Raw genomic sequence first — 18,764 nt, forward strand, 5'->3', positions numbered from 1 at the left:
CACTCCTGTTCTTCGTGCCTGTTGCTGTTCAAGGTTCGGGGTTTCGATTATTCCTGATCCTCGAACCAGGGGGCACGTGCAGTCATTATCAATTGCCCGGCGCGTTCTTCATCTATGCCTTCAACGTCAATTATGTCGTCGACGGCCTGTTCAGCAAGATCATCCATTGTGATAATGCCAATTTTTGCCAGAGCATATGCGGTAGTTTTATCCATACCATCCATATTCAACAGGTCTTCAGCAGGTGCCTGCTCACCTTCGAGTTTTTCTTCTGACACCAGCGCCTTGGTCAACAAGGCGTCTTTTGCTCGTCGTCGCAATTCATCGACAACGTCTTCGTCAAAGCCATCAATGGCCATCATTTCCTCTTTCGGAACATAGGCAACTTCTTCCATGCTGGTGAAACCTTCTTCAACCAGAATCGCTGCCACATCTTCGTCTACATCCAGATCCGCCATAAAGCGCTCAACCAGTTCCCCCGACTCTTCCTGCTGCTTGTCCTGGGCCTGCTCTACTGTCATTACGTTCAGATCCCAGCCGGCCAACTCACTCGCAAGACGGATATTCTGCCCGCCTTTACCGATCGCCTGGGCCAACTGATCTTCGTCAACTGCAATGTCCATCGCGTGACGATCTTCATCCACCACGATCGAGACCACATCGGCAGGAGACATCGCGTTAATCACAAACTGGGCAACGTTGTCATCCCACAGCACGATATCAATACGCTCGCCGCCCAACTCATTGGAAACTGCCTGCACCCTTGCACCGCGCATACCAACACAGGCACCAACCGGATCAACGCGCTGGTCGTGGGTTTTTACAGCAATTTTGGCGCGCGAGCCCGGGTCACGGGCAGCACCCTTAATTTCGATAAGGTCTTCACCGATTTCCGGCACTTCAATTTTGAAAAGCTCTACCAGCATTTCCGGACGGGTTCGGCTGACGAATAATTGCGGACCACGATTTTCACGATTAACGTCGTGCAAGACAGCTCTTACCCGGTCACCCATACGAAAGGTTTCGCGGGGGATCATGTCTTCGCGCGGTAACAAGGCTTCTGCGTTATTGCCCAAATCCAGTATGACGCTATCACGGGTTACTTTCTTCACCGTGCCGCTGATCAATTCACCGATACGATCCAGGAAGGCTTCAATTACTTGCTGCCGCTCAGCCTCGCGGACTTTTTGCACAATAACCTGCTTTGCCGTTTGCGCAGCAATGCGTCCGAACTCAATCGACTCTATGGGCTCTTCCCAGGTATCACCGATATTCAACTTGGTATCAATGTCGTGTGCTTCCACCAGGGTTAAGTGCCGACCTGGGAATTCAAAATCTTCATCCAGAACCACGTGCCACAAACGAAAGCTTTCATAATCGCCGGTCACGCGGTCAATATTGACCCGAATATCCACATCATCAGAAGGAAAGCGCTTTTTTGTGGCTGTCGCCAACGCTAACTCCACAGCTCCGAAAATAACGTTTTTATCAACGCCTTTCTCGTTTGATACAGTATCCGCTACCAGAAGTATTTCTTTACTCATCTCACTGCCTCACCCTGAGACTGCACACGGCAATCTTTCTGCCAATGTATTAGTCGAATGTTGGGACCAGGTTTGCTTTATCTATTTGATTTATCGATACGGTTAGTGTTTTGCTATCCACTTCGAACGTGAGCTGATCATTCTCAGCCGCCACTAACCTGCCCGTAAAATTTCTCATGCCGTCGACAGCCAGCTGCAACCGCACTTTTATCAGTTCACCTTCAAAACCGGCATACTGACTGAATTTAAAAAATGGCCGATCCAAACCCGGTGAAGACACTTCCAGGTTGTATTCACCATTTATAGGATCCTCTACGTCAAGCACACCGCTAAGCTGGTGCGATGCCGCCTCACAATTTTCTATGCTGACTCCATTTTCTGAGTCGATGAACACTCGCAATATAGAGTGACGCCCTTGAGAGATGTATTCCACACCCCACAACTCCATTCCCACTGCGTTAACAGCAGGTTCCAGCATGGCGCATAGCGTTTCAATTCGTTTCGATGACACAGTTAGCCTGAACTCTGCTCTAATTTGCGACTGCTCGCCGCACAAACAAAAAGTGGGCACCATGGCCCACACTCCGGGGCCAACGCTTCCACCAGCCCTGGTTAAGGCCAGTCAAATTACGCGTCCACCCTCTCTATCCCTAACAAAAAGCCCCTAATTAGGGGCTTCTTAAAACTTTTACACTCCGGCATGTACTTCACGGCAACCGACACAGACACACTTTAACCGATTTAGGCACCGCACCGCGCTATCCCGTGGCGACGTAGTATAGCAATCTTGACCGCCATGCTTCAACAGAAGCCAAACACGTTATAGGGAAAACACACCGGGAGAGAATTGCCTTCACTGAAGGTGAGCGTGTTACTGTCAGATACCTGCTGATAACCTATCAAGAGGGAGCCCACGCTTCACAGGGCGCGGATTATAACCGCGAAAGGGAGCATTTATCAATTTAGATGGCGCAAAAAACCGTAATTAGTCATAAAACCGTTCTTACGCTGCATTCTACCACTGCCCTCGACATAATCATCGCTGCGGAGCGATCCCAGCAACCACATAAAAAAAGACCCGGATACCAAGTCACTTATCGCAACAGGGCCTCCGGGCCTTTTTCGTATTTGGTAGCGGGGGCTGGATTTGAACCAACGACCTTCGGGTTATGAGCCCGACGAGCTACCAGACTGCTCCACCCCGCATCAACGTGAGGCGCATATTAGAGACTTTAATATGACCTGTCAACAATATTACTGAAATAAAACTCTGCTAAGTGCTGGCTTTTTAAAGAAATTTCCAAGAAGCACAAAAGCAGACACCATAGCCTCACCCCGCTTTCATAAGGCGACCTTACCATCAGCAGCAAAGGACCATTGGCGTTTATAAATCAGCTTTAACGAGAGAATGATACGAATAGACTTCGGGCTTTACGCAGCAACATGGTTCGCGCAAAGCCCGAAGGTAGATTTGGTGCCGAAGGCCGGACTTGAACCGGCACGACCAGAAGGCCACTACCCCCTCAAGATAGCGTGTCTACCAATTTCACCACTTCGGCGAGGGAGGCATAATTTACCGGATCCATTACAAGCTATCCAGAAAATTATTCCTTAAACAATTACTTTTTTTGACATCTTACTCAGATGGCGGTATTTCGGCTTCCGGCTCAGCTGGCACAGCGGTCTGATCAACTCCCTCAGCCTCTAGCTCTGCCTTTTCTGCAGGCTGAGCAGGCACATCTGCTTCCGGTTCGGCCACTACGGGCACATCCGACGGCTCCGACACACCCTCATCGTCATATTGCGGCACGTCGGTTTCGATGACCTGCTCAACTACCGGAGCTGGCTCCGAAAAATCAATGCCTGTGCCGCCGGTCGCTTTCTCTCTGGCAATATAAGCCAAAGCCAGACAGATAATGAAAAACAGTCCTGCCAAAATCCAGGAAGATTTGGTCAAAAAATTACCCGACCCGGCGCCTCCAAATACAGTCTGCGAGCCGCCGCCGCCGAATGAGGCACCTGCATCCGCTCCTTTACCATGCTGTATGAGTACCAAGCCGATCAATGCCAGCGCCACACACACCAACACAATCAATAAAACGGTTTCAATCGTAACTGTCATCTTTTATTCCTGATCACCCTGCCGCCTGGCAGATAGCTATAAAGTCATTGGCGTCCAATGAGGCTCCACCAATCAAGCCTCCGTCTATATCGTCGCAGCTGAACAATGCAGCTGCGTTTGCTGCTTTCACACTGCCGCCATACAGTATGGGCAATTTTCCGGCTACTTCTACGTCTAGCTGTGCCAGTTTAGTACGCAACACACTGTGCACTTCCTGCGCCTGGTCGGGCGTTGCTGTTAACCCAGTACCAATTGCCCATACGGGTTCGTAAGCCAACATCGCATTAGAGAACGAGTGAATCCCGGCCTTTTCGACCACCGCCATTAATTGGCGCTCAACCACTTCGATCGTTTTTCCCGCGTCCCTTTCCTGCAAGGATTCCCCCAGACAAAGAATCGGGGTCAAGCCGCCTTCGAGTGTTGCGACGAATTTTTCTGCGACAAGCTCATCCGTTTCGGAAAAGAGCGCTCTACGCTCGGAATGCCCTAAAATAACGTGCGTACAGCCGAAGTCGGCCAACATACTGACTGAAACTTCCCCCGTGAATGCACCAGAGCCATGCTGGCTCGCATTTTGAGCGCCCCATTTGATGCCCGAGCCATTCAACACGTTCGCCACCTGATCCAGAAACGGGTAAGGCGCACAAATCAGGACTTCCGCCGTACTAGAGGTTAATCCGGCTTTCAGGTCGTTGAGCAATGCAGCGGCCGAAGCCTTACTGCCATTCATTTTCCAATTCCCAGCGACGACAGGGGTACGCATTATATCCGCCTCCTCTTTTGCGAGGCGGCAATGGTAGCGAAGAAGATGTCAACATACAAGGCGCCAAGGCGCGAGACGCCAGGCTGAATGGCTCCCAGATCACTTATGACGCGAGCAGATCAAGCAGAAATGGCCTCTTCAACCGTATCGGCAATTTGGCGACACAAAGAAGACACCTCATCGGCATTTGCACCCTCTACCATCACCCGGATCAGCGGCTCTGTGCCGGAGGGGCGTAACAACACCCTGCCACGCCCGGAGAGCTGGTTTTCAGCCGTTTTAACTGCATCCTGAACTTGCGGGATGGCAATGACATCGCGCTTTTCGGGCAACTGTACATTAATCATGGTTTGCGGCATTTTAACCATACCGCGCTTCAATTCTGCCAAGCTACGCTGCTCTGATATCATTACCGTCAGGGCTTGTAGAGCCGCTACAATGCCGTCACCTGTGGTCGTTTTATCCAGGCAAACAATATGCCCGGAAGACTCCCCCCCGAGATACCAGTCTCGCCGACCAAGCTCTTCCATCACATAACGGTCTCCGACCTTGGCCCTGACAAACTCGATGTCATTTTCACCAAGCGCCAGCTCCAGGCCATAATTGCTCATCAGCGTCCCAACGACTCCACCCACCAGCACACCTGCGCGCTTTCGGCCCTGAGAGATGATAAACAGCATTTCATCACCATCCACCACCTCTCCGTCGGCGTCCACCATTACAACCCGGTCACCATCGCCATCGAAAGCAATTCCTACGTCCGCCCGCAGTTCCAAGACTTTTCGTTGCAACAATTCAGGCCCAGTAGAGCCGCAATTTAAATTAATATTCAATCCGTCCGGTTCGACTGCCAGCGGGATAACTTCGGCACCCAATTCTTCAAACACCAGGGGCGCAGATGAATACGTGGCTCCATTCGCACAATCGACGACAATCCGTAACCCATACAATGACAACCGCCTTGGATAGGTGCTCTTACAGAACTCAATATAGCGGCCACGGGCATCTTCTAATTTTCGTGTTTTGCCAATACGGTCCGACGGCACCGTGTCCATATCCATGTCCATATAACTCTCAATGGCCAACTCGATGTCATCTGGTAGTTTTTTCCCCTCCGTGCAAAAAAACTTTATCCCATTATCATAATACGCGTTATGCGACGCACTGATCACAATCCCCGCCGCGGCGCGATAGGTTCGAGTTAAATAAGCTATACCCGGGGTTGGCATCGGACCCAATAACATAACGTCCACGCCGGAAGCGGAGAGACCGGCCTCCAACGCGGACTCGAACATATAACCGGAAATTCTCGTGTCTTTACCAATGAGTATTTTTTGGCGCCCCTCGCCTTTGGTGAACACCTTGCCAGCAGCCCACCCCAGCTTTAACATAAACTCCGGCGTTATCACGCCTTTACCAACCGCACCCCGAATTCCGTCTGTTCCGAAATAACGCTTTGTCATTCAGTGTTTCCTTAGGTTTCACTAACCGGTTTCAATCTGCATCCACCTCTGCGACGGCAGACGCTATTTTTAATACATCAACGGTGGCAGCCACATCGTGTACGCGAACAATGCGGGCTCCATTTTGCACCGCAATCAAAGCCGCCGCTAAGCTTCCGAACAGCCGCTCTTCAACCGGTCTCCCGAGCAAGGTTCCGATCAGGCTTTTGCGGGAGAGCCCCACCAGAATCGGCAGACCAAGTTGTCCCAATTGCGCCAAATGCTTGAGTAAGAGCAAGTTATGCTGCACGGACTTGCCGAAACCAAATCCGGGATCAATGATGATCCGGTCTCGCTCTATGCCCCCGCGCTCACAAACGCTCACTCTATCCACAAGATAGCAGCACACCTCTGCAACCACTGAATCGTATTTTGGTGCGACCTGCATAGACTGCGGTTGACCCTGCATGTGCATCAGACAGACGGGCAACCCACTATCTTTAGCTGCCGATAAGGCGCCGGGACGCGATAACGCGCGAACGTCATTAATCAGCCCTGCACCGGCGCGCGAAGCTTCCGTTATGACTTGGGGGGAACTGGTATCAAGGGAAATTACCGCGTCGACCTCCTTCGCCAAGGCTTCAACCACCGGCAAAACACGATCCAGCTCTTCTTGCTCTGATACCGGAGCGGCGCCTGGACGCGTGGACTCTCCACCCACATCAATTATGGATGCGCCTTCAGCCACCATTTTGACAGCGTGCGCTATTGCAGAGTCCCTGGAATTAAATAGACCCCCGTCCGAGAAGGAGTCGGGGGTCACATTGAGCACCCCCATGACGTGGGGATGCCGGAGATCAAGACTACGCAGACCGCATTGGAGTTGGTCTGATACTGACATGCACTGGTTAACGCTTAATGCGTGTTAGCAGGCCCGCCAATCGAGCCTTTGCTTGTCGCGTCTTTTTTGCTATCACCTGAGTCAGGTTCAACTGCAGGGCTTCCGCCTCTTGGTCCATCGTTGGAATCGTTCCAGCCTTTCGGAGGACGCGGCTTACGGCCTTCCATAATGTCATTGATTTGCTCAGCATCAATAGTTTCATACAACATTAACGCTTCTGCCATCGCATGCAGTTGATCCATATTTTCTTCGAGAATCGTCTTAGCCCGATCGTAACACTCATCAATTATCTTACGGACTTCCTCATCGATCTCTTTCGCGATCTGACCTGAAACCACCTTACGCTGATTATATTGCCGACCCAGGAACACTTCGCCTTCGTCTTCTTCGTAACTTAGTGGCCCCATTTTCTCGGACAGACCCCATTTGGTTACCATGTTACGCGCGATTTCAGTTGCGCGCTGAATGTCATTGGAAGCACCCGTTGTAACACCATCTTTACCCAAGGTGATTTCTTCTGCTATCCGACCACCAAACAAGGAGCAAACCATGCTTTCCAATGCACGCTTGCTTTGACTGTATTTGTCTTCCTCTGGCAAATACATGGTCACACCCAGTGCGCGACCGCGAGGAATAACACTGACTTTGTATACCGGATCGTGATCAGGAACCATACGCCCCACGATCGCGTGCCCGGCTTCATGATACGACGTATTCAATTTTTCCTTTTCTGACATGACCATGCTTTTACGCTCTGCGCCCATCAGAATTTTATCTTTGGCTTTTTCAAACTCTGCCATTTCTACGACACGTTTGCTGGCACGCGCAGCGAACAGAGCCGCTTCGTTCACCAGGTTAGCCAAATCCGCACCGGAAAAACCAGGTGTTCCACGAGCGATGGTTTTGGGATCGACATCATCGCTGATCGGCACTTTACGCATATGTACTTTCAGAATCTGCTCACGGCCCAGAATATCTGGAGCGGAAACCACAACCTGGCGATCGAAACGACCTGGACGCAGCAGCGCTGAGTCCAGCACATCCGGGCGGTTGGTTGCCGCGATGACAATTACTCCATCGTTCGGTTCGAAGCCATCCATTTCAACCAGCAACTGGTTCAGAGTTTGTTCTCGCTCGTCATGACCGCCGCCCAAACCTGCACCGCGCGAACGTCCAACTGCGTCAATTTCATCGATAAAGATGATGCAAGGCGATTGTTTCTTGGCTTGCTCAAACATATCGCGGACACGGGAAGCACCCACACCTACGAACATTTCAACAAAGTCAGAACCCGATATGGTAAAAAACGGCACCTTGGCTTCACCGGCAATGGCTTTGGCCAGCAACGTTTTACCTGTACCCGGGGAACCCACCATCAAAACTCCACGAGGAATTTTTCCGCCGAGCCGTTGAAACTTACCGGGGTCTCTTAAGAACTCCACCAGTTCCTGTACTTCGTCTTTCGCTTCATCACAACCAGCAACATCGGCAAATGTCGTTTTAATCTGATCTTCGCTGAGCAAACGCGCGCGGCTTTTGCCAAAAGTCATCGGGCCACCCCGACCGCCACCGCCGCCCTGCATTTGACGCATGAAAAACATAAATATCGCGACGATCAACAAAATGGGGAAGCAGGCGACAAGCAACTGCGCCCAGAGACTTTGCTTTTCAGGCGCCCGGCCTTCAATCGCCACATTGTTTTCTAACAACATGGGCATTAGATCGATATCGGCAATAGCAGGCAATACGGTTTCGAATTTCTCGTTGGATGCAGTACGGCCACTGACGGTAGATCCGTCAATGACGACCTTATCAATCTGACCGGACTGAACCGATTCAATGAATTGGGAATACGGGATAGGCTGCGACCCGGATTGAGAGCTGAAGTTATTAAAAACCGACAGCAAGACAATTGCGATAACAACCCACAGGATTAGGTTTTTTGCCATATCGTTCAAGGGTTTACCCTCACTATAATTATCGCCGGTTACAAGTGTCCGGCGTGCGTGCAAATTACATCAATTAACTATCTACATTACTACACATTAGGCGATGACACCATCTTTGCGCAGGAATCCCGCCTGGTGCTCATAATTAAATTCCTTTGAAGCCTTTTCCAAGCAAGTAGACCTCTTTTGAGCGGGCACGTGAAGCATCTGGTTTACGAGTGATCAGTTTCTGAAAGTCGTGTTGCATGCCCTTCCGGAATTGATCGATTCCCGGCCCCTGGAACACTTTGACAAGGAAATCTCCGTTTTTCTTCAGAACCTGCCTTGCCATTTCCTGAGCCAGCTCCACCAGGTACATGCCTCGTGGATGATCCACTGCCGTTACACCACTCATATTGGGGGCCATATCCGAAATTACAAGGTCAACCGGGCGATTACCAATTATTTCAAGTAGTTGCTGATAGACTTCCTGCTCACGAAAATCGCCCTGTAAAAACTGAACCTCCGCGATCGGCGCCATTTCCAGTATATCTGAAGCGATTACCAGGCCCTTACTGCCCACCAGCTTAATCGCTACCTGAGACCAGCCGCCCGGTGCCGCCCCCAGATCCAGCACCGTCATGCCCGGTTTGAAAAGCTTGTCTTTTTCCTGTATTTCCAACAACTTGAATGCTGCCCTGGAGCGCCACCCCTGCTCCTGAGCACGTTTCACGTAGACATCGTCAAAATGCTCCCGCAGCCATTTATTGCTGGTTTTCGTTCGCGAACTCTTCTTTTCGGACAAAACATTCCCCGGTGGTGATTCAGTCTATTTGACGGGTATTTTGCCTGATCCATACAGCAAGTCATAGATTAATGGAGAAACGCCGGTGACTCCTCTACAATACGCGCCCTATCCAGGAGCCGGGATCGTCGGCCCGACCGTTTCGACTAAATCATTTAGGTGGCACATCATTATGGCGCTGAGCCAAGATCAAAAAAAACGCTTTCGTAAAATTGCCCATCACTTAAAACCCGTTGTTATGATCGCGGAAAACGGGCTATCTAAAGGCGTGCTGAGCGAGTTAGAGCGCGCGCTGGAGGATCATGAGTTAATCAAGGTGCGCATCAACGTGATGGACCGGGATGACAAGAAAGCCGTTATCGACGCCATTTGCTCATCCACCAAAGCGGAGCTTGCGCAGGTCATCGGCAAGATGGCTGTAATCTATCGTCCGGCCAAAAAACAAAACCCCAAATTGTCCAATCTGGTCCGCCTGCAGGACTAAAACTACCCGCTACAAACTTTTTGCACATTTCGCATATATACTGGCCATGCATCATCTCCACTGCAGGCCGGTATGTCTATTCATAAAAAGCTCGTTCTCACATTTATTACCTTCAGCGCCGTTCTGATTATCAGCATGGCCATTCTGATTAAATGGAGTTTTCAGCGTGGTTTTGTAGACTATATCCGCCAGCAGGACAGCCAGACACTGCAAGAGATTACCCCGGACTTAACCCGGTTTTATGCGGAACAAAATGGCTGGGGGCCAATCCAGAACGATACCCGGCGCTTCTACCGGCTTTTACGTCACTTTGCAATGATGCGGGATGACCCTGATGCCACCGGCAACCCGCCGCCCCCGGGAAAAGTCCCGTTTCATCTTTCCGTTTTTCTGATTGACCCGACGGGCAAACTCATCGCTGGTAGAGACCCGAAAAGTCAAATCATCGAACAACAAGCCATTACTGTTAACGGCAATGTCGTCGGTTACTTCGGCCTGGGAGAGCGCCACCGCCCGCCCAATCGCCACGACAAACGCTTTGCTGACCAGCAGGGCAAACAGCTGGCGTTGATTACTCTGCTGGCGTTACTACTTTCGCTGCTGTTCGCCTGGCCCGTCGCTAAATTCCTGGTGAAACGGATTCAACGTTTGGTTTCTCAGGTACGGCATTTGAGCCAGGGGCAATACGATCACCAAATCAAAGTCCGCGGCGGAGATGAATTTGCCACACTGGCGCAGCACCTTAATGACCTGGCAAACACCCTCAAACAGACGGAGCAATCGCGACGTAAATTAGTAGCAGACGTGTCACATGAACTGAGGACGCCGTTAGCTACATTGAGGGCTCAACTTGAAGCGATTGAAGATGGTGTGCACCAATACAACGACGATACACACGCACGATTGCACAATCAGGTAATGCGGCTGCATAACCTGGTGGATGATTTATACCAACTGTCCTTATCGGACCTGGGAGCCCTGCAATACCGGAAACAGGATTGCGAACTGGACGTATTAATACTGAATGCCGTGCAAGCGTCTTTACCGGCATTCGATCAGGCAGGCATTGAACTAACCCTGGATGATGAATTACCGGATCGAAGCACCGTGTTTGCTGACCCGCAACGCATTACCCAGTTGTTTTCTAACCTGCTGCAAAACAGCCTGCAATATACTGACACACCGGGCAAAACCCGGGTCCGCTGTCAGCGTGAAGGAAACCGTTATCTGGTGGAATTCGAAGATACGGCACCCGGTGTAAGTGACAGCCAGCTACCCCAACTCTTTGACCGGCTATATCGGGCCGAATCTTCCCGCAATCGTGATCATGGCGGCGCAGGCCTGGGCCTGAACCTGTGTAAAAATATCGTGCAGGCACACCAGGGCAGCATCGAAATCCATAACAGCAGGCTAGGAGGGATACGGGTCAGCGTGCACCTGCCTGTATCAACTTAATGAATAAAATACTGATCATCGAAGATGAGGCCGACCTGGCACAAGTGCTGGACGATTACCTGAAACACCATCATTTCGATACGGCCATAGTGAGCGACGGTGCAAGAGCTATGGCCACGCTCGAGGAATTTCAGCCTGACTTAATATTACTCGATCTGATGTTACCGAACAAAGACGGCCTTAGTTTGTGTCGAGAAATCCGGTCTGTTAGCCACGTACCCATAATCATGGTAACCGCAAAGGTGGAAGAAATTGATCGATTACTGGGCCTTGAGTTAGGCGCGGATGATTACATATGCAAACCTTACAGCCCGAGAGAAGTCGTAGCCAGGGTCAACGCCAACCTCCGCCGGGTGCAGTTCGACCAAGGCTCCCCAGCCACGGAGCACAATGCATTGCTACTGGACGAGGACGCCATGGCAGCGACCTTACATGGCAATGAACTTAATCTTACGGCGGTGGAATTCAGATTGCTCAGCGCGCTATCTGCCGAGCCCAAAAGAGTGTTTACCCGAGACCAGCTGATGGACCGTATCTACCGCGACCAACGCGTAGTGAATGATCGCACGATCGACTCACATATCACTAAACTGCGTAAAAAGCTGACAGCCGCCAACGCAGGGAGCGAAGTGGTCCGCTCGGTTTATGGTGTGGGGTATAAATTCGAGATGCCGGCAAAATAAACCGGTTTAAACCCATCTTCACAATTGCTGCACATTGCATCCAATTTCATTGCACATTGCATTGCCATACTGCCTCACACCAACCACAGAGGACTATAGAATGAAATACATTATCGCAATATTAATGAGCTCAATGATTGCTTTTTCAGCCGCCGCCGAACCAATGCAGGGTGGACGTATGATGAAAGGGTTAACCCGACACCTGGATTTATCAACGGAACAACAACAACAGGTGGAACAAATCTTTGAAAGCAAACGACCGCAAATGGAAGGGTTGCACGAACAAATGCAAGCCTTGCGTGAGTCGACCAATACCGAGATCAAAAGCGTTCTGAACGAGGATCAACAAACCAAGTTTGAGAAGATGCAGGAAAAGCGTGAGGAAAAACGCGACCGCTTTAAGGGTCAACACAAAAAATCAGGCAAGCATGATTCAGAAAACGAAAGCGCAGAGTAACCCAACCCCACCACAGACTTGCCGCCCCATTCGGGGCGGTTTTTTCGATTAAATATGGCTTACTTTCAGAATTTCGTAACAGACCGTGCCACCGGGAGTGTCTACTGCCACCTCATCCCCGACGACTTTGCCAATCAACCCCCGGGCAATGGGTGAATTTACGGATAGTTTTCCTTGCTTAATATCCGCCTCATCATCTCCCACAATCTGGAAAGTCCGGTTTTCATCCTTATCCACATCATACAAATCGACTGTCACACCAAAAATAACTCGCCCTGTATTTTCAATTTTAGATACATCAATAATTTGGGCGTTTCCCAGCTTGCCTTCGATTTCCATGATACGGCCTTCCGCGAAACCCTGTTCTTCCCGGGCAGCGTGATACTCCGCATTTTCTTTTAGATCGCCGTGTTCGCGCGCTTCTGCGATCGCTGCAACAATACGCGGACGCTCAATTCGTTTCAATCGATCCAATTCTTCACGCAACCTGGCAGCACCCTGCTCCGTCATTGGATAGCGGCTCATACTGATAACTCCGAATGCAAATCCTGAAGGCGTCGGACAATGGGCTCCACATTAGTCTCCAAAGCAGCACAAATTGCCTGCGCACCCGCAATCGTGGTGGTATAGCAAATTTTGCCCAGCAGAGCCTGGCGCCGGATGGCAAAAGAATCGGCGACTGCCTGAGTACCTTCCGTCGTGTTAATAATCAACTCTACTTCCCGGTTCTTAATAGCATCCACTATGTGAGGACGACCTTCTTTCACTTTGTTAATAGATTTCACCGGCAAGCCGGCTTCCCGACACATTTTTGCAGTTCCGCTGGTCGCAAATAACTTAAATCCCAGCTTGGTTAGCTGCTTGGCCACTTCCAGGGCCGCAGGTTTATCGCTTTCACGGACACTGATAAACGCAGTACCGGAATCAGGAATTTTTTCACCGGCGCCCAACAGAGCCTTACCGAAAGCTTCACCAAAGGTGTCACCAACGCCCATTACTTCACCCGTCGACTTCATTTCAGGGCCCAGAATCGGGTCAACACCCTGGAATTTAGCGAACGGGAAGACCGCTTCTTTCACATGGTAGCGGGTTGGCACAATTTCTTGGGTAAAGCCCTGCTCCTGCAAAGAAGTTCCTGCCATACAGCGGGCAGCTGCTTTGGCCAGAGACCGACCAATACACTTGGACACAAACGGCACTGTGCGGGATGCTCTGGGGTTAACCTCCAGCACATACACATCGTCACCCTGCACTGCAAACTGCACGTTCATCAATCCGATTACGCCTAACTCCAGCGCCATCTTACGTGACTGCTCGCGCATAACCGCCTGCACCTCTGCAGTTAAGCTGTAAGGGGGTAACGAACAGGCAGAATCACCAGAGTGAATACCGGCTTGTTCGATATGCTGCATCAACGATCCGATCACCACATGGGTGCCATCGGAAACCGCATCCATATCCACTTCTACGGCAGCATCCAAGAAATGGTCCAGCAACACCGGCGCATCGTTGGAAACACTCACTGCGGTGTTCATATAACGACGCAATTCCGATTCTTTGTACACAATTTCCATTGCCCGCCCGCCCAATACATAGGAAGGTCTGACCACCAGAGGATACCCGATATCCATTGCGTGACGCACAGCTTCTTCGACACTCCTGGCTGTACGGTTGGGGGGCTGACGCAACTGCAGTCGCTCAATCATTTGCTGGAATCGCTCACGGTCTTCCGCTCGATCGATTGCGTCTGGCGTAGTACCGATAATAGGCACACCTGCTGCCTCCAGCTCGCGCGCCAACTTCAGTGGTGTCTGCCCGCCAAACTGCACGATAACGCCTTTGGGTTGTTCCAGCTCAACAATGGCCAGAACATCTTCCAGCGTAACCGGCTCAAAGTACAAACGATCCGACGTGTCGTAATCCGTTGATACCGTCTCAGGATTGCAGTTCACCATAATCGTTTCATAACCGTCTTCACGCATCGCTAATGCAGCGTGAACACAACAGTAATCAAACTCAATACCCTGACCGATTCGGTTGGGACCACCACCCAGAACCATGATTTTGTCACGGCCGCTGGGTGCAGCTTCGCATTCCTCCTCATAGGTGGAATACATATACGCAGTTGTGGTCGCAAACTCTGCTGCGCAAGTATCAACGCGCTTGTAGACAGGCTTCACGCCCATTTCCCAGCGCTTTTTGCGCAAATGTTTTTCAGACACCCCGAGCAACTGTGCAAGACGCGCATCAGCAAAGCCTTTACGCTTTAAACGCCACATCTGATCGCGGGTAATCTCACTAATAGCAGCGGTTTGTAATACTTTCTCGTTCTTGATCAGATCTTCGATTTGCACCAAAAACCAGGGGTCGATACCGGTATATTCGTTGATTTCATCAACCGTCAGCCCGGTACGAAAGGCATCACCAATGACCCACACGCGCTCCGGCCCGGGCGTCTTTAATAAGTGACGCACCTGATCCAGATAATCATCGGCTTTGTCGTCCAGGAATGGTTCAAAACCGTGGCTGCCCACCTCAAGGCCGCGCAAGGCTTTCTGCAACGACTCCTGAAAAGTGCGGCCGATCGCCATTACTTCGCCCACCGACTTCATTTGCGTAGTCAGTACGGGAGAAGCATTGGGAAACTTTTCAAAGTTAAAGCGCGGTATCTTGGTAACCACGTAATCGATTGATGGTTCGAATGAGGCTGGTGTTTTTCCACCCGTGATCTCATTTTGCAGCTCATCCAGCGTATAACCTACTGCAAGCTTGGCTGCCACTTTCGCGATTGGAAAACCAGTCGCTTTAGACGCCAGGGCAGACGAGCGCGACACCCGCGGATTCATTTCAATGACAACCAAACGCCCCGTCTCGGGATCCATTCCGAACTGCACATTGGAACCACCGGTTTCGACACCGATTTCGCGCAATACCGCAAGCGAGGCGTCCCGCATGATCTGATATTCTTTGTCCGTGAGCGTCTGCGCCGGGGCGACGGTCACCGAATCTCCGGTGTGCACGCCCATGGGGTCGAAGTTTTCGATAGCGCAGATAATGATGCAGTTATCATTCTTATCCCGCACCACTTCCATTTCGTATTCTTTCCAGCCTATCAACGACTCATCAATTAATAGCTCGTTCGTGGGCGACAAATCCAGACCACGCTCACAAATTTCCACAAATTCTTCGCGATTGTAGGCGATGCCGCCGCCTGAACCGCCCATGGTAAAAGAGGGCCGGATAATACAGGGGAAACCCAGGGTATCGAGTACCTGTAGCGCCTCTTCCATACTATGGGCAATAGAGGCACGGGGCGTTTCAAGCCCGATCGCCTTCATGGCATGATCGAAGCGCTCACGATCTTCAGCTTTGTCGATGGCATCCTGGGTTGCACCGATCAGCTCCACACCAAATTGGTCCAGCACGCCTTTGTTCGCCAAATCCAGCGCACAGTTCAGTGCCGTCTGTCCACCCATGGTCGGCAATAATGCATCGGGGCGCTCTTTTTCGATGACCTTGGAAACCGTCCGCCACTCAACCGGTTCAATATAGGTGGCATCGGCCATCGCCGGATCAGTCATGATGGTTGCCGGGTTGGAGTTCACCAAAATGACGCGGAAGCCCTCTTCTCTTAAGGCTTTACAGGCTTGAGCACCCGAATAATCAAACTCACAGGCCTGCCCAATAACGATCGGCCCGGCACCCAGAATTAAAATACTCTTTATGTCAGAACGTTTTGGCATTGCATCCTACCGTTGGCTTTATTGAGTGTTGCTGATTTCTTTGCGCTGCGTCATTAAGGCAACGAAATGATCAAACAGCGGCGAAGCATCGTGGGGGCCCGGGCTCGCCTCGGGGTGACCCTGAAAGCTGAATGCGGGCTTATCTGTCCGATGTATTCCTTGCAGGGAATCATCGAACAATGAACGATGTGTAGCTCGAAGTGTGTCCGGCAAAGTGGCTTCGTCTGCAGCAAAACCATGGTTCTGGCTGGTGATCATCACCGTGCCGGTGTCCATGTTTTTCACCGGGTGGTTCGCACCGTGATGGCCGAATTTCATCTTCACCGTTTTAGCTCCGCTGGCCAAGGCCAGCAGCTGGTGACCAAGGCATATTCCGAAAATCGGAATCTCGGTTTCCAGACATTCCTGTATTGCCTTGATGGCGTAGTCACAGGGTTCCGGATCGCCGGGGCCATTGGACAGAAAAATACCATCGGGGTTCATGGCCAGCACTTCACTGGCGGGAGTTTGCGCCGGCACAACCGTAAGATCGCAACCGCGATCCACTAGCATGCGTAAAATGTTGCGTTTCACGCCGTAATCGTAGGCCACGACTTTGAAGGGTAGGGATTCAGGCGCGTCCACGTAACCTTTTTCCAGGTCCCATGTGCCCTGCGTCCAGCGATAGGGCTCACTGACTGTAACCTCCTTCGCCAGATCCATCCCTTTCAGCCCGGCAAAGCCTTTCGCCAACGCCAGAGCCGCCGTTTCGTCGACTTCTTCGCCTGCCATAATGCACCCGCTGAGTGCACCTTTTTCCCGTAGGATTCGTGTCAATTTACGGGTATCTATTTCGGCAATGCCCTGGATGTTGTTGTCACGCAGGTACTCATCCAAATCCTTCTCTTTGCGCCAGCTACTGGCGATCAAAGGCAGATCGCGGATGATTAGCCCCGCAGCCTGGATTTTATCGGACTCCTCATCCTCTGCGGTCACACCGGTGTTGCCGATGTGAGGATAGGTGAGCGTCACCATTTGGCGTGCATAGGATGGATCGGTAAGGATTTCTTGATAGCCGGTGAGAGCAGTATTGAAAACTACTTCGCCTACGGTTTGCCCGTCGGCTCCGATGGAAACACCTCGAAACAGGGTGCCGTCTTCTAAGGCCAAAATGGCTGGTTTATTCAAGCCAACCTCCATTACTGGTTTCGTGTTGCGGGTAAGGCATTGCTGGGTACTGGGCTTACACGCCCAGTGATACAGCAATAGGGCGCCAGTTGCAAAAAAGCGGAATAGATTGTTGGCATCCATCCCGCTTTTTTTAGTGATTCTGGCATGATCAAACTAATACACGCTTCTGTAAACAGGTTCCAAATTGTCGTCACCATCAATTTAAACAGGTCGTCATCAGACCGAACTATAGCGGGCTCGGGACAGTGGACTGCAAAGCCTTACTATTTGTTTGTTTAGGTGAATTCAGGTAGACGGATCATTTCGCAATTGCGAGTCGATCGAGATGCATTCTATAAGATTGGAGTTTGGCCGTCCAATGCTTTGTCCCGATGAAACCTGGATTACTGCACAATCCAGGCTAGACAAACTGTCACCGGCATGAGCAACTACCGCAACCCCAAAACATCCTGCATATCATAGAGCCCGGTGGTTCGCTCATTTAACCAACGGCAAGCGCGAACCGCTCCACGTGCGAAATTCATACGGCTGGTGGCTTTATGCGTAATTTCAACCCTTTCACCATCAGCCGCAAACATCACGGTATGTTCACCGACAATATCGCCCGCCCGCACGGTGGCAAAGCCGATTGTTTCCCGGTCACGAGGACCGTCTTGCCCTTCACGACCGTAAACGGCCACCTTATTAAGATCACGGCCCAACGTCTCGGCTACCACCTCGCCCATCCGCAATGCCGTCCCGGAAGGCGAATCCACTTTATGGCGGTGATGAGATTCCAATACTTCGATATCGACTTCATCACCCAGCACGCGGGCGGCAAGTTCAAGCAGTTTGAAACACAGATTCACACCAACGCTCATATTGGGTGCAAACATGATTGCCGTTTTGCTCGCTGAAGCCTCTAACTGAGCTTTTTGCTCTGCGCTCAGTCCGGTGGTACCAATGGCCATTTTTTTGCCGTACTGCGCACAAAACTCAGCATTTTTGATCGTTGCTGCTGGAGCAGTAAAATCGATCAGCACGTCAAAATCATTTTTTACCGCATCCAGATTATCGACGACCGCCACACCCAGTTTTCCGATCGCTGCTAATTCACCGGCATCGGAACCGATCAGGGAATTGCCGGGGCGATCAATAGCGGCTGTCAAAGACACCCCTTCCGCCTCGCTAACAGCCTCGATCAACGCACGTCCCATACGACCAGCAGCACCAATCACTGCGACTCTTACATTGCCCTCATTTGTATTCGCTGCACTCACATGGATTC

At 51.1% G+C, this 18,764-nt stretch carries 16 protein-coding genes and 2 tRNA genes; 4 read left to right on the forward strand and 14 right to left on the reverse strand.

Translation table 11 applies throughout. From position 1 onward, the window contains the following. Nucleotides 1-47: 47 nt before the first annotated feature. The 10 genes from nusA to rlmE all read right to left on the reverse strand — a co-directional run bounded on the left by nusA (nucleotide 48) and on the right by rlmE (nucleotide 9,505). Nucleotides 48-1,544, reverse strand: a complete 1,497-nt coding sequence (nusA, locus tag FT643_RS12680) for a transcription termination factor NusA (protein ID WP_156871780.1) — start codon at nucleotides 1,542-1,544, stop codon at nucleotides 48-50. A 49-nt stretch (nucleotides 1,545-1,593) separates the two neighbouring features. Next, nucleotides 1,594-2,118 (reverse strand): ribosome maturation factor RimP, encoded by a 525-nt coding sequence (gene rimP / locus FT643_RS12685; RefSeq protein WP_156871781.1) that lies wholly within the window; start codon nucleotides 2,116-2,118, stop codon nucleotides 1,594-1,596. A 555-nt stretch (nucleotides 2,119-2,673) separates the two neighbouring features. Next, nucleotides 2,674-2,750: transfer RNA gene (locus tag FT643_RS12690), tRNA-Met, on the reverse strand. A 266-nt stretch (nucleotides 2,751-3,016) separates the two neighbouring features. Beyond that, nucleotides 3,017-3,103 (reverse strand) — tRNA-Leu (locus tag FT643_RS12695). Between the two features lie 77 nt (nucleotides 3,104-3,180). Next, entirely contained in the window at nucleotides 3,181-3,666 is a 486-nt protein-coding gene (secG, locus tag FT643_RS12700; protein ID WP_156871782.1) for a preprotein translocase subunit SecG, read from the reverse strand. A gap of 13 nt (nucleotides 3,667-3,679) precedes the next feature. Continuing rightward, nucleotides 3,680-4,429 carry a triose-phosphate isomerase gene (gene tpiA, locus FT643_RS12705; RefSeq protein ID WP_156871783.1) on the reverse strand — a complete coding sequence of 250 codons (750 nt, stop codon included), beginning with the start codon at nucleotides 4,427-4,429 and terminating at the stop codon, nucleotides 3,680-3,682. Between the two features lie 119 nt (nucleotides 4,430-4,548). Then, nucleotides 4,549-5,892 (reverse strand): phosphoglucosamine mutase, encoded by a 1,344-nt coding sequence (glmM, locus tag FT643_RS12710; RefSeq protein ID WP_156871784.1) that lies wholly within the window; start codon nucleotides 5,890-5,892, stop codon nucleotides 4,549-4,551. A gap of 31 nt (nucleotides 5,893-5,923) precedes the next feature. Further along, nucleotides 5,924-6,772: a dihydropteroate synthase gene (gene folP / locus FT643_RS12715; protein ID WP_156871785.1), complete on the reverse strand. Its 849-nt coding sequence runs from the start codon at nucleotides 6,770-6,772 to the stop codon at nucleotides 5,924-5,926. A gap of 14 nt (nucleotides 6,773-6,786) precedes the next feature. Then, entirely contained in the window at nucleotides 6,787-8,721 is a 1,935-nt protein-coding gene (gene ftsH, locus FT643_RS12720; protein ID WP_156871786.1) for an ATP-dependent zinc metalloprotease FtsH, read from the reverse strand. A gap of 145 nt (nucleotides 8,722-8,866) precedes the next feature. After that, nucleotides 8,867-9,505, reverse strand: a complete 639-nt coding sequence (gene rlmE / locus FT643_RS12725) for a 23S rRNA (uridine(2552)-2'-O)-methyltransferase RlmE (protein WP_156871787.1) — start codon at nucleotides 9,503-9,505, stop codon at nucleotides 8,867-8,869. Nucleotides 9,506-9,677: 172 nt separating this feature from the next. Between rlmE and yhbY the strand changes: the two genes are divergently transcribed. The 4 genes from yhbY to FT643_RS12745 all read left to right on the forward strand — a co-directional run bounded on the left by yhbY (nucleotide 9,678) and on the right by FT643_RS12745 (nucleotide 12,584). Continuing rightward, a complete protein-coding gene (yhbY, locus tag FT643_RS12730; protein ID WP_156871949.1) occupies nucleotides 9,678-9,989 on the forward strand; it encodes a ribosome assembly RNA-binding protein YhbY in 312 nt (103 codons plus the stop codon). Nucleotides 9,990-10,061: 72 nt separating this feature from the next. After that, complete coding sequence (locus tag FT643_RS12735) at nucleotides 10,062-11,444, forward strand: ATP-binding protein (RefSeq protein WP_156871788.1); 1,383 nt, start codon at nucleotides 10,062-10,064, stop codon at nucleotides 11,442-11,444. Beyond that, complete coding sequence (locus FT643_RS12740; RefSeq protein ID WP_156871789.1) at nucleotides 11,444-12,127, forward strand: response regulator; 684 nt, start codon at nucleotides 11,444-11,446, stop codon at nucleotides 12,125-12,127. The genes FT643_RS12735 and FT643_RS12740 overlap by 1 nt, the downstream gene beginning before the upstream one ends. A gap of 100 nt (nucleotides 12,128-12,227) precedes the next feature. Continuing rightward, the gene (locus FT643_RS12745) at nucleotides 12,228-12,584 is read left to right on the forward strand and encodes a periplasmic heavy metal sensor (protein ID WP_156871790.1); all 357 of its coding nucleotides are present in this window, start codon (nucleotides 12,228-12,230) and stop codon (nucleotides 12,582-12,584) included. Between the two features lie 48 nt (nucleotides 12,585-12,632). On the opposite strand, the gene greA is transcribed toward FT643_RS12745, so the two are convergent. From greA to dapB, 4 genes are all read right to left on the reverse strand, one after another. Then, complete coding sequence (gene greA / locus FT643_RS12750) at nucleotides 12,633-13,109, reverse strand: transcription elongation factor GreA (RefSeq protein WP_156871791.1); 477 nt, start codon at nucleotides 13,107-13,109, stop codon at nucleotides 12,633-12,635. Beyond that, nucleotides 13,106-16,327, reverse strand: coding sequence for a carbamoyl-phosphate synthase large subunit (carB, locus tag FT643_RS12755; protein WP_156871792.1), 3,222 nt, complete (start codon nucleotides 16,325-16,327; stop codon nucleotides 13,106-13,108). The genes greA and carB overlap by 4 nt, the downstream gene beginning before the upstream one ends. Nucleotides 16,328-16,345: 18 nt before the next feature. After that, nucleotides 16,346-17,494 (reverse strand): glutamine-hydrolyzing carbamoyl-phosphate synthase small subunit, encoded by a 1,149-nt coding sequence (carA, locus tag FT643_RS12760; RefSeq protein WP_198043513.1) that lies wholly within the window; start codon nucleotides 17,492-17,494, stop codon nucleotides 16,346-16,348. Between the two features lie 431 nt (nucleotides 17,495-17,925). Then, on the reverse strand, nucleotides 17,926-18,756 hold the full coding sequence (gene dapB / locus FT643_RS12765; protein WP_317622022.1) for a 4-hydroxy-tetrahydrodipicolinate reductase: 831 nt from the start codon (nucleotides 18,754-18,756) through the stop codon (nucleotides 17,926-17,928). Nucleotides 18,757-18,764 lie beyond the last annotated feature (8 nt).

This window comes from Ketobacter sp. MCCC 1A13808, assembly GCF_009746715.1.
GTDB lineage: Bacteria > Pseudomonadota > Gammaproteobacteria > Pseudomonadales > Ketobacteraceae > Ketobacter.

Bases quoted from the DNA above. Each gene is read 5' to 3' on its own strand.
- tpiA (WP_156871783.1), bottom strand. From the start codon at position 4,429: ATGCGTACCCCTGTCGTCGCTGGGAATTGGAAAATGAATGGCAGTAAG.
- ftsH (WP_156871786.1), bottom strand. From the start codon at position 8,721: ATGGCAAAAAACCTAATCCTGTGGGTTGTTATCGCAATTGTCTTGCTG.
- FT643_RS12745 (WP_156871790.1), top strand. From the start codon at position 12,228: ATGAAATACATTATCGCAATATTAATGAGCTCAATGATTGCTTTTTCA.
- nusA (WP_156871780.1), bottom strand. From the start codon at position 1,544: ATGAGTAAAGAAATACTTCTGGTAGCGGATACTGTATCAAACGAGAAA.
- rimP (WP_156871781.1), bottom strand. From the start codon at position 2,118: ATGGTGCCCACTTTTTGTTTGTGCGGCGAGCAGTCGCAAATTAGAGCA.
- FT643_RS12735 (WP_156871788.1), top strand. From the start codon at position 10,062: ATGTCTATTCATAAAAAGCTCGTTCTCACATTTATTACCTTCAGCGCC.
- glmM (WP_156871784.1), bottom strand. From the start codon at position 5,892: ATGACAAAGCGTTATTTCGGAACAGACGGAATTCGGGGTGCGGTTGGT.
- carB (WP_156871792.1), bottom strand. From the start codon at position 16,327: ATGCCAAAACGTTCTGACATAAAGAGTATTTTAATTCTGGGTGCCGGG.
- greA (WP_156871791.1), bottom strand. From the start codon at position 13,109: ATGAGCCGCTATCCAATGACGGAGCAGGGTGCTGCCAGGTTGCGTGAA.
- yhbY (WP_156871949.1), top strand. From the start codon at position 9,678: ATGGCGCTGAGCCAAGATCAAAAAAAACGCTTTCGTAAAATTGCCCAT.
- secG (WP_156871782.1), bottom strand. From the start codon at position 3,666: ATGACAGTTACGATTGAAACCGTTTTATTGATTGTGTTGGTGTGTGTG.
- FT643_RS12740 (WP_156871789.1), top strand. From the start codon at position 11,444: ATGAATAAAATACTGATCATCGAAGATGAGGCCGACCTGGCACAAGTG.
- folP (WP_156871785.1), bottom strand. From the start codon at position 6,772: ATGTCAGTATCAGACCAACTCCAATGCGGTCTGCGTAGTCTTGATCTC.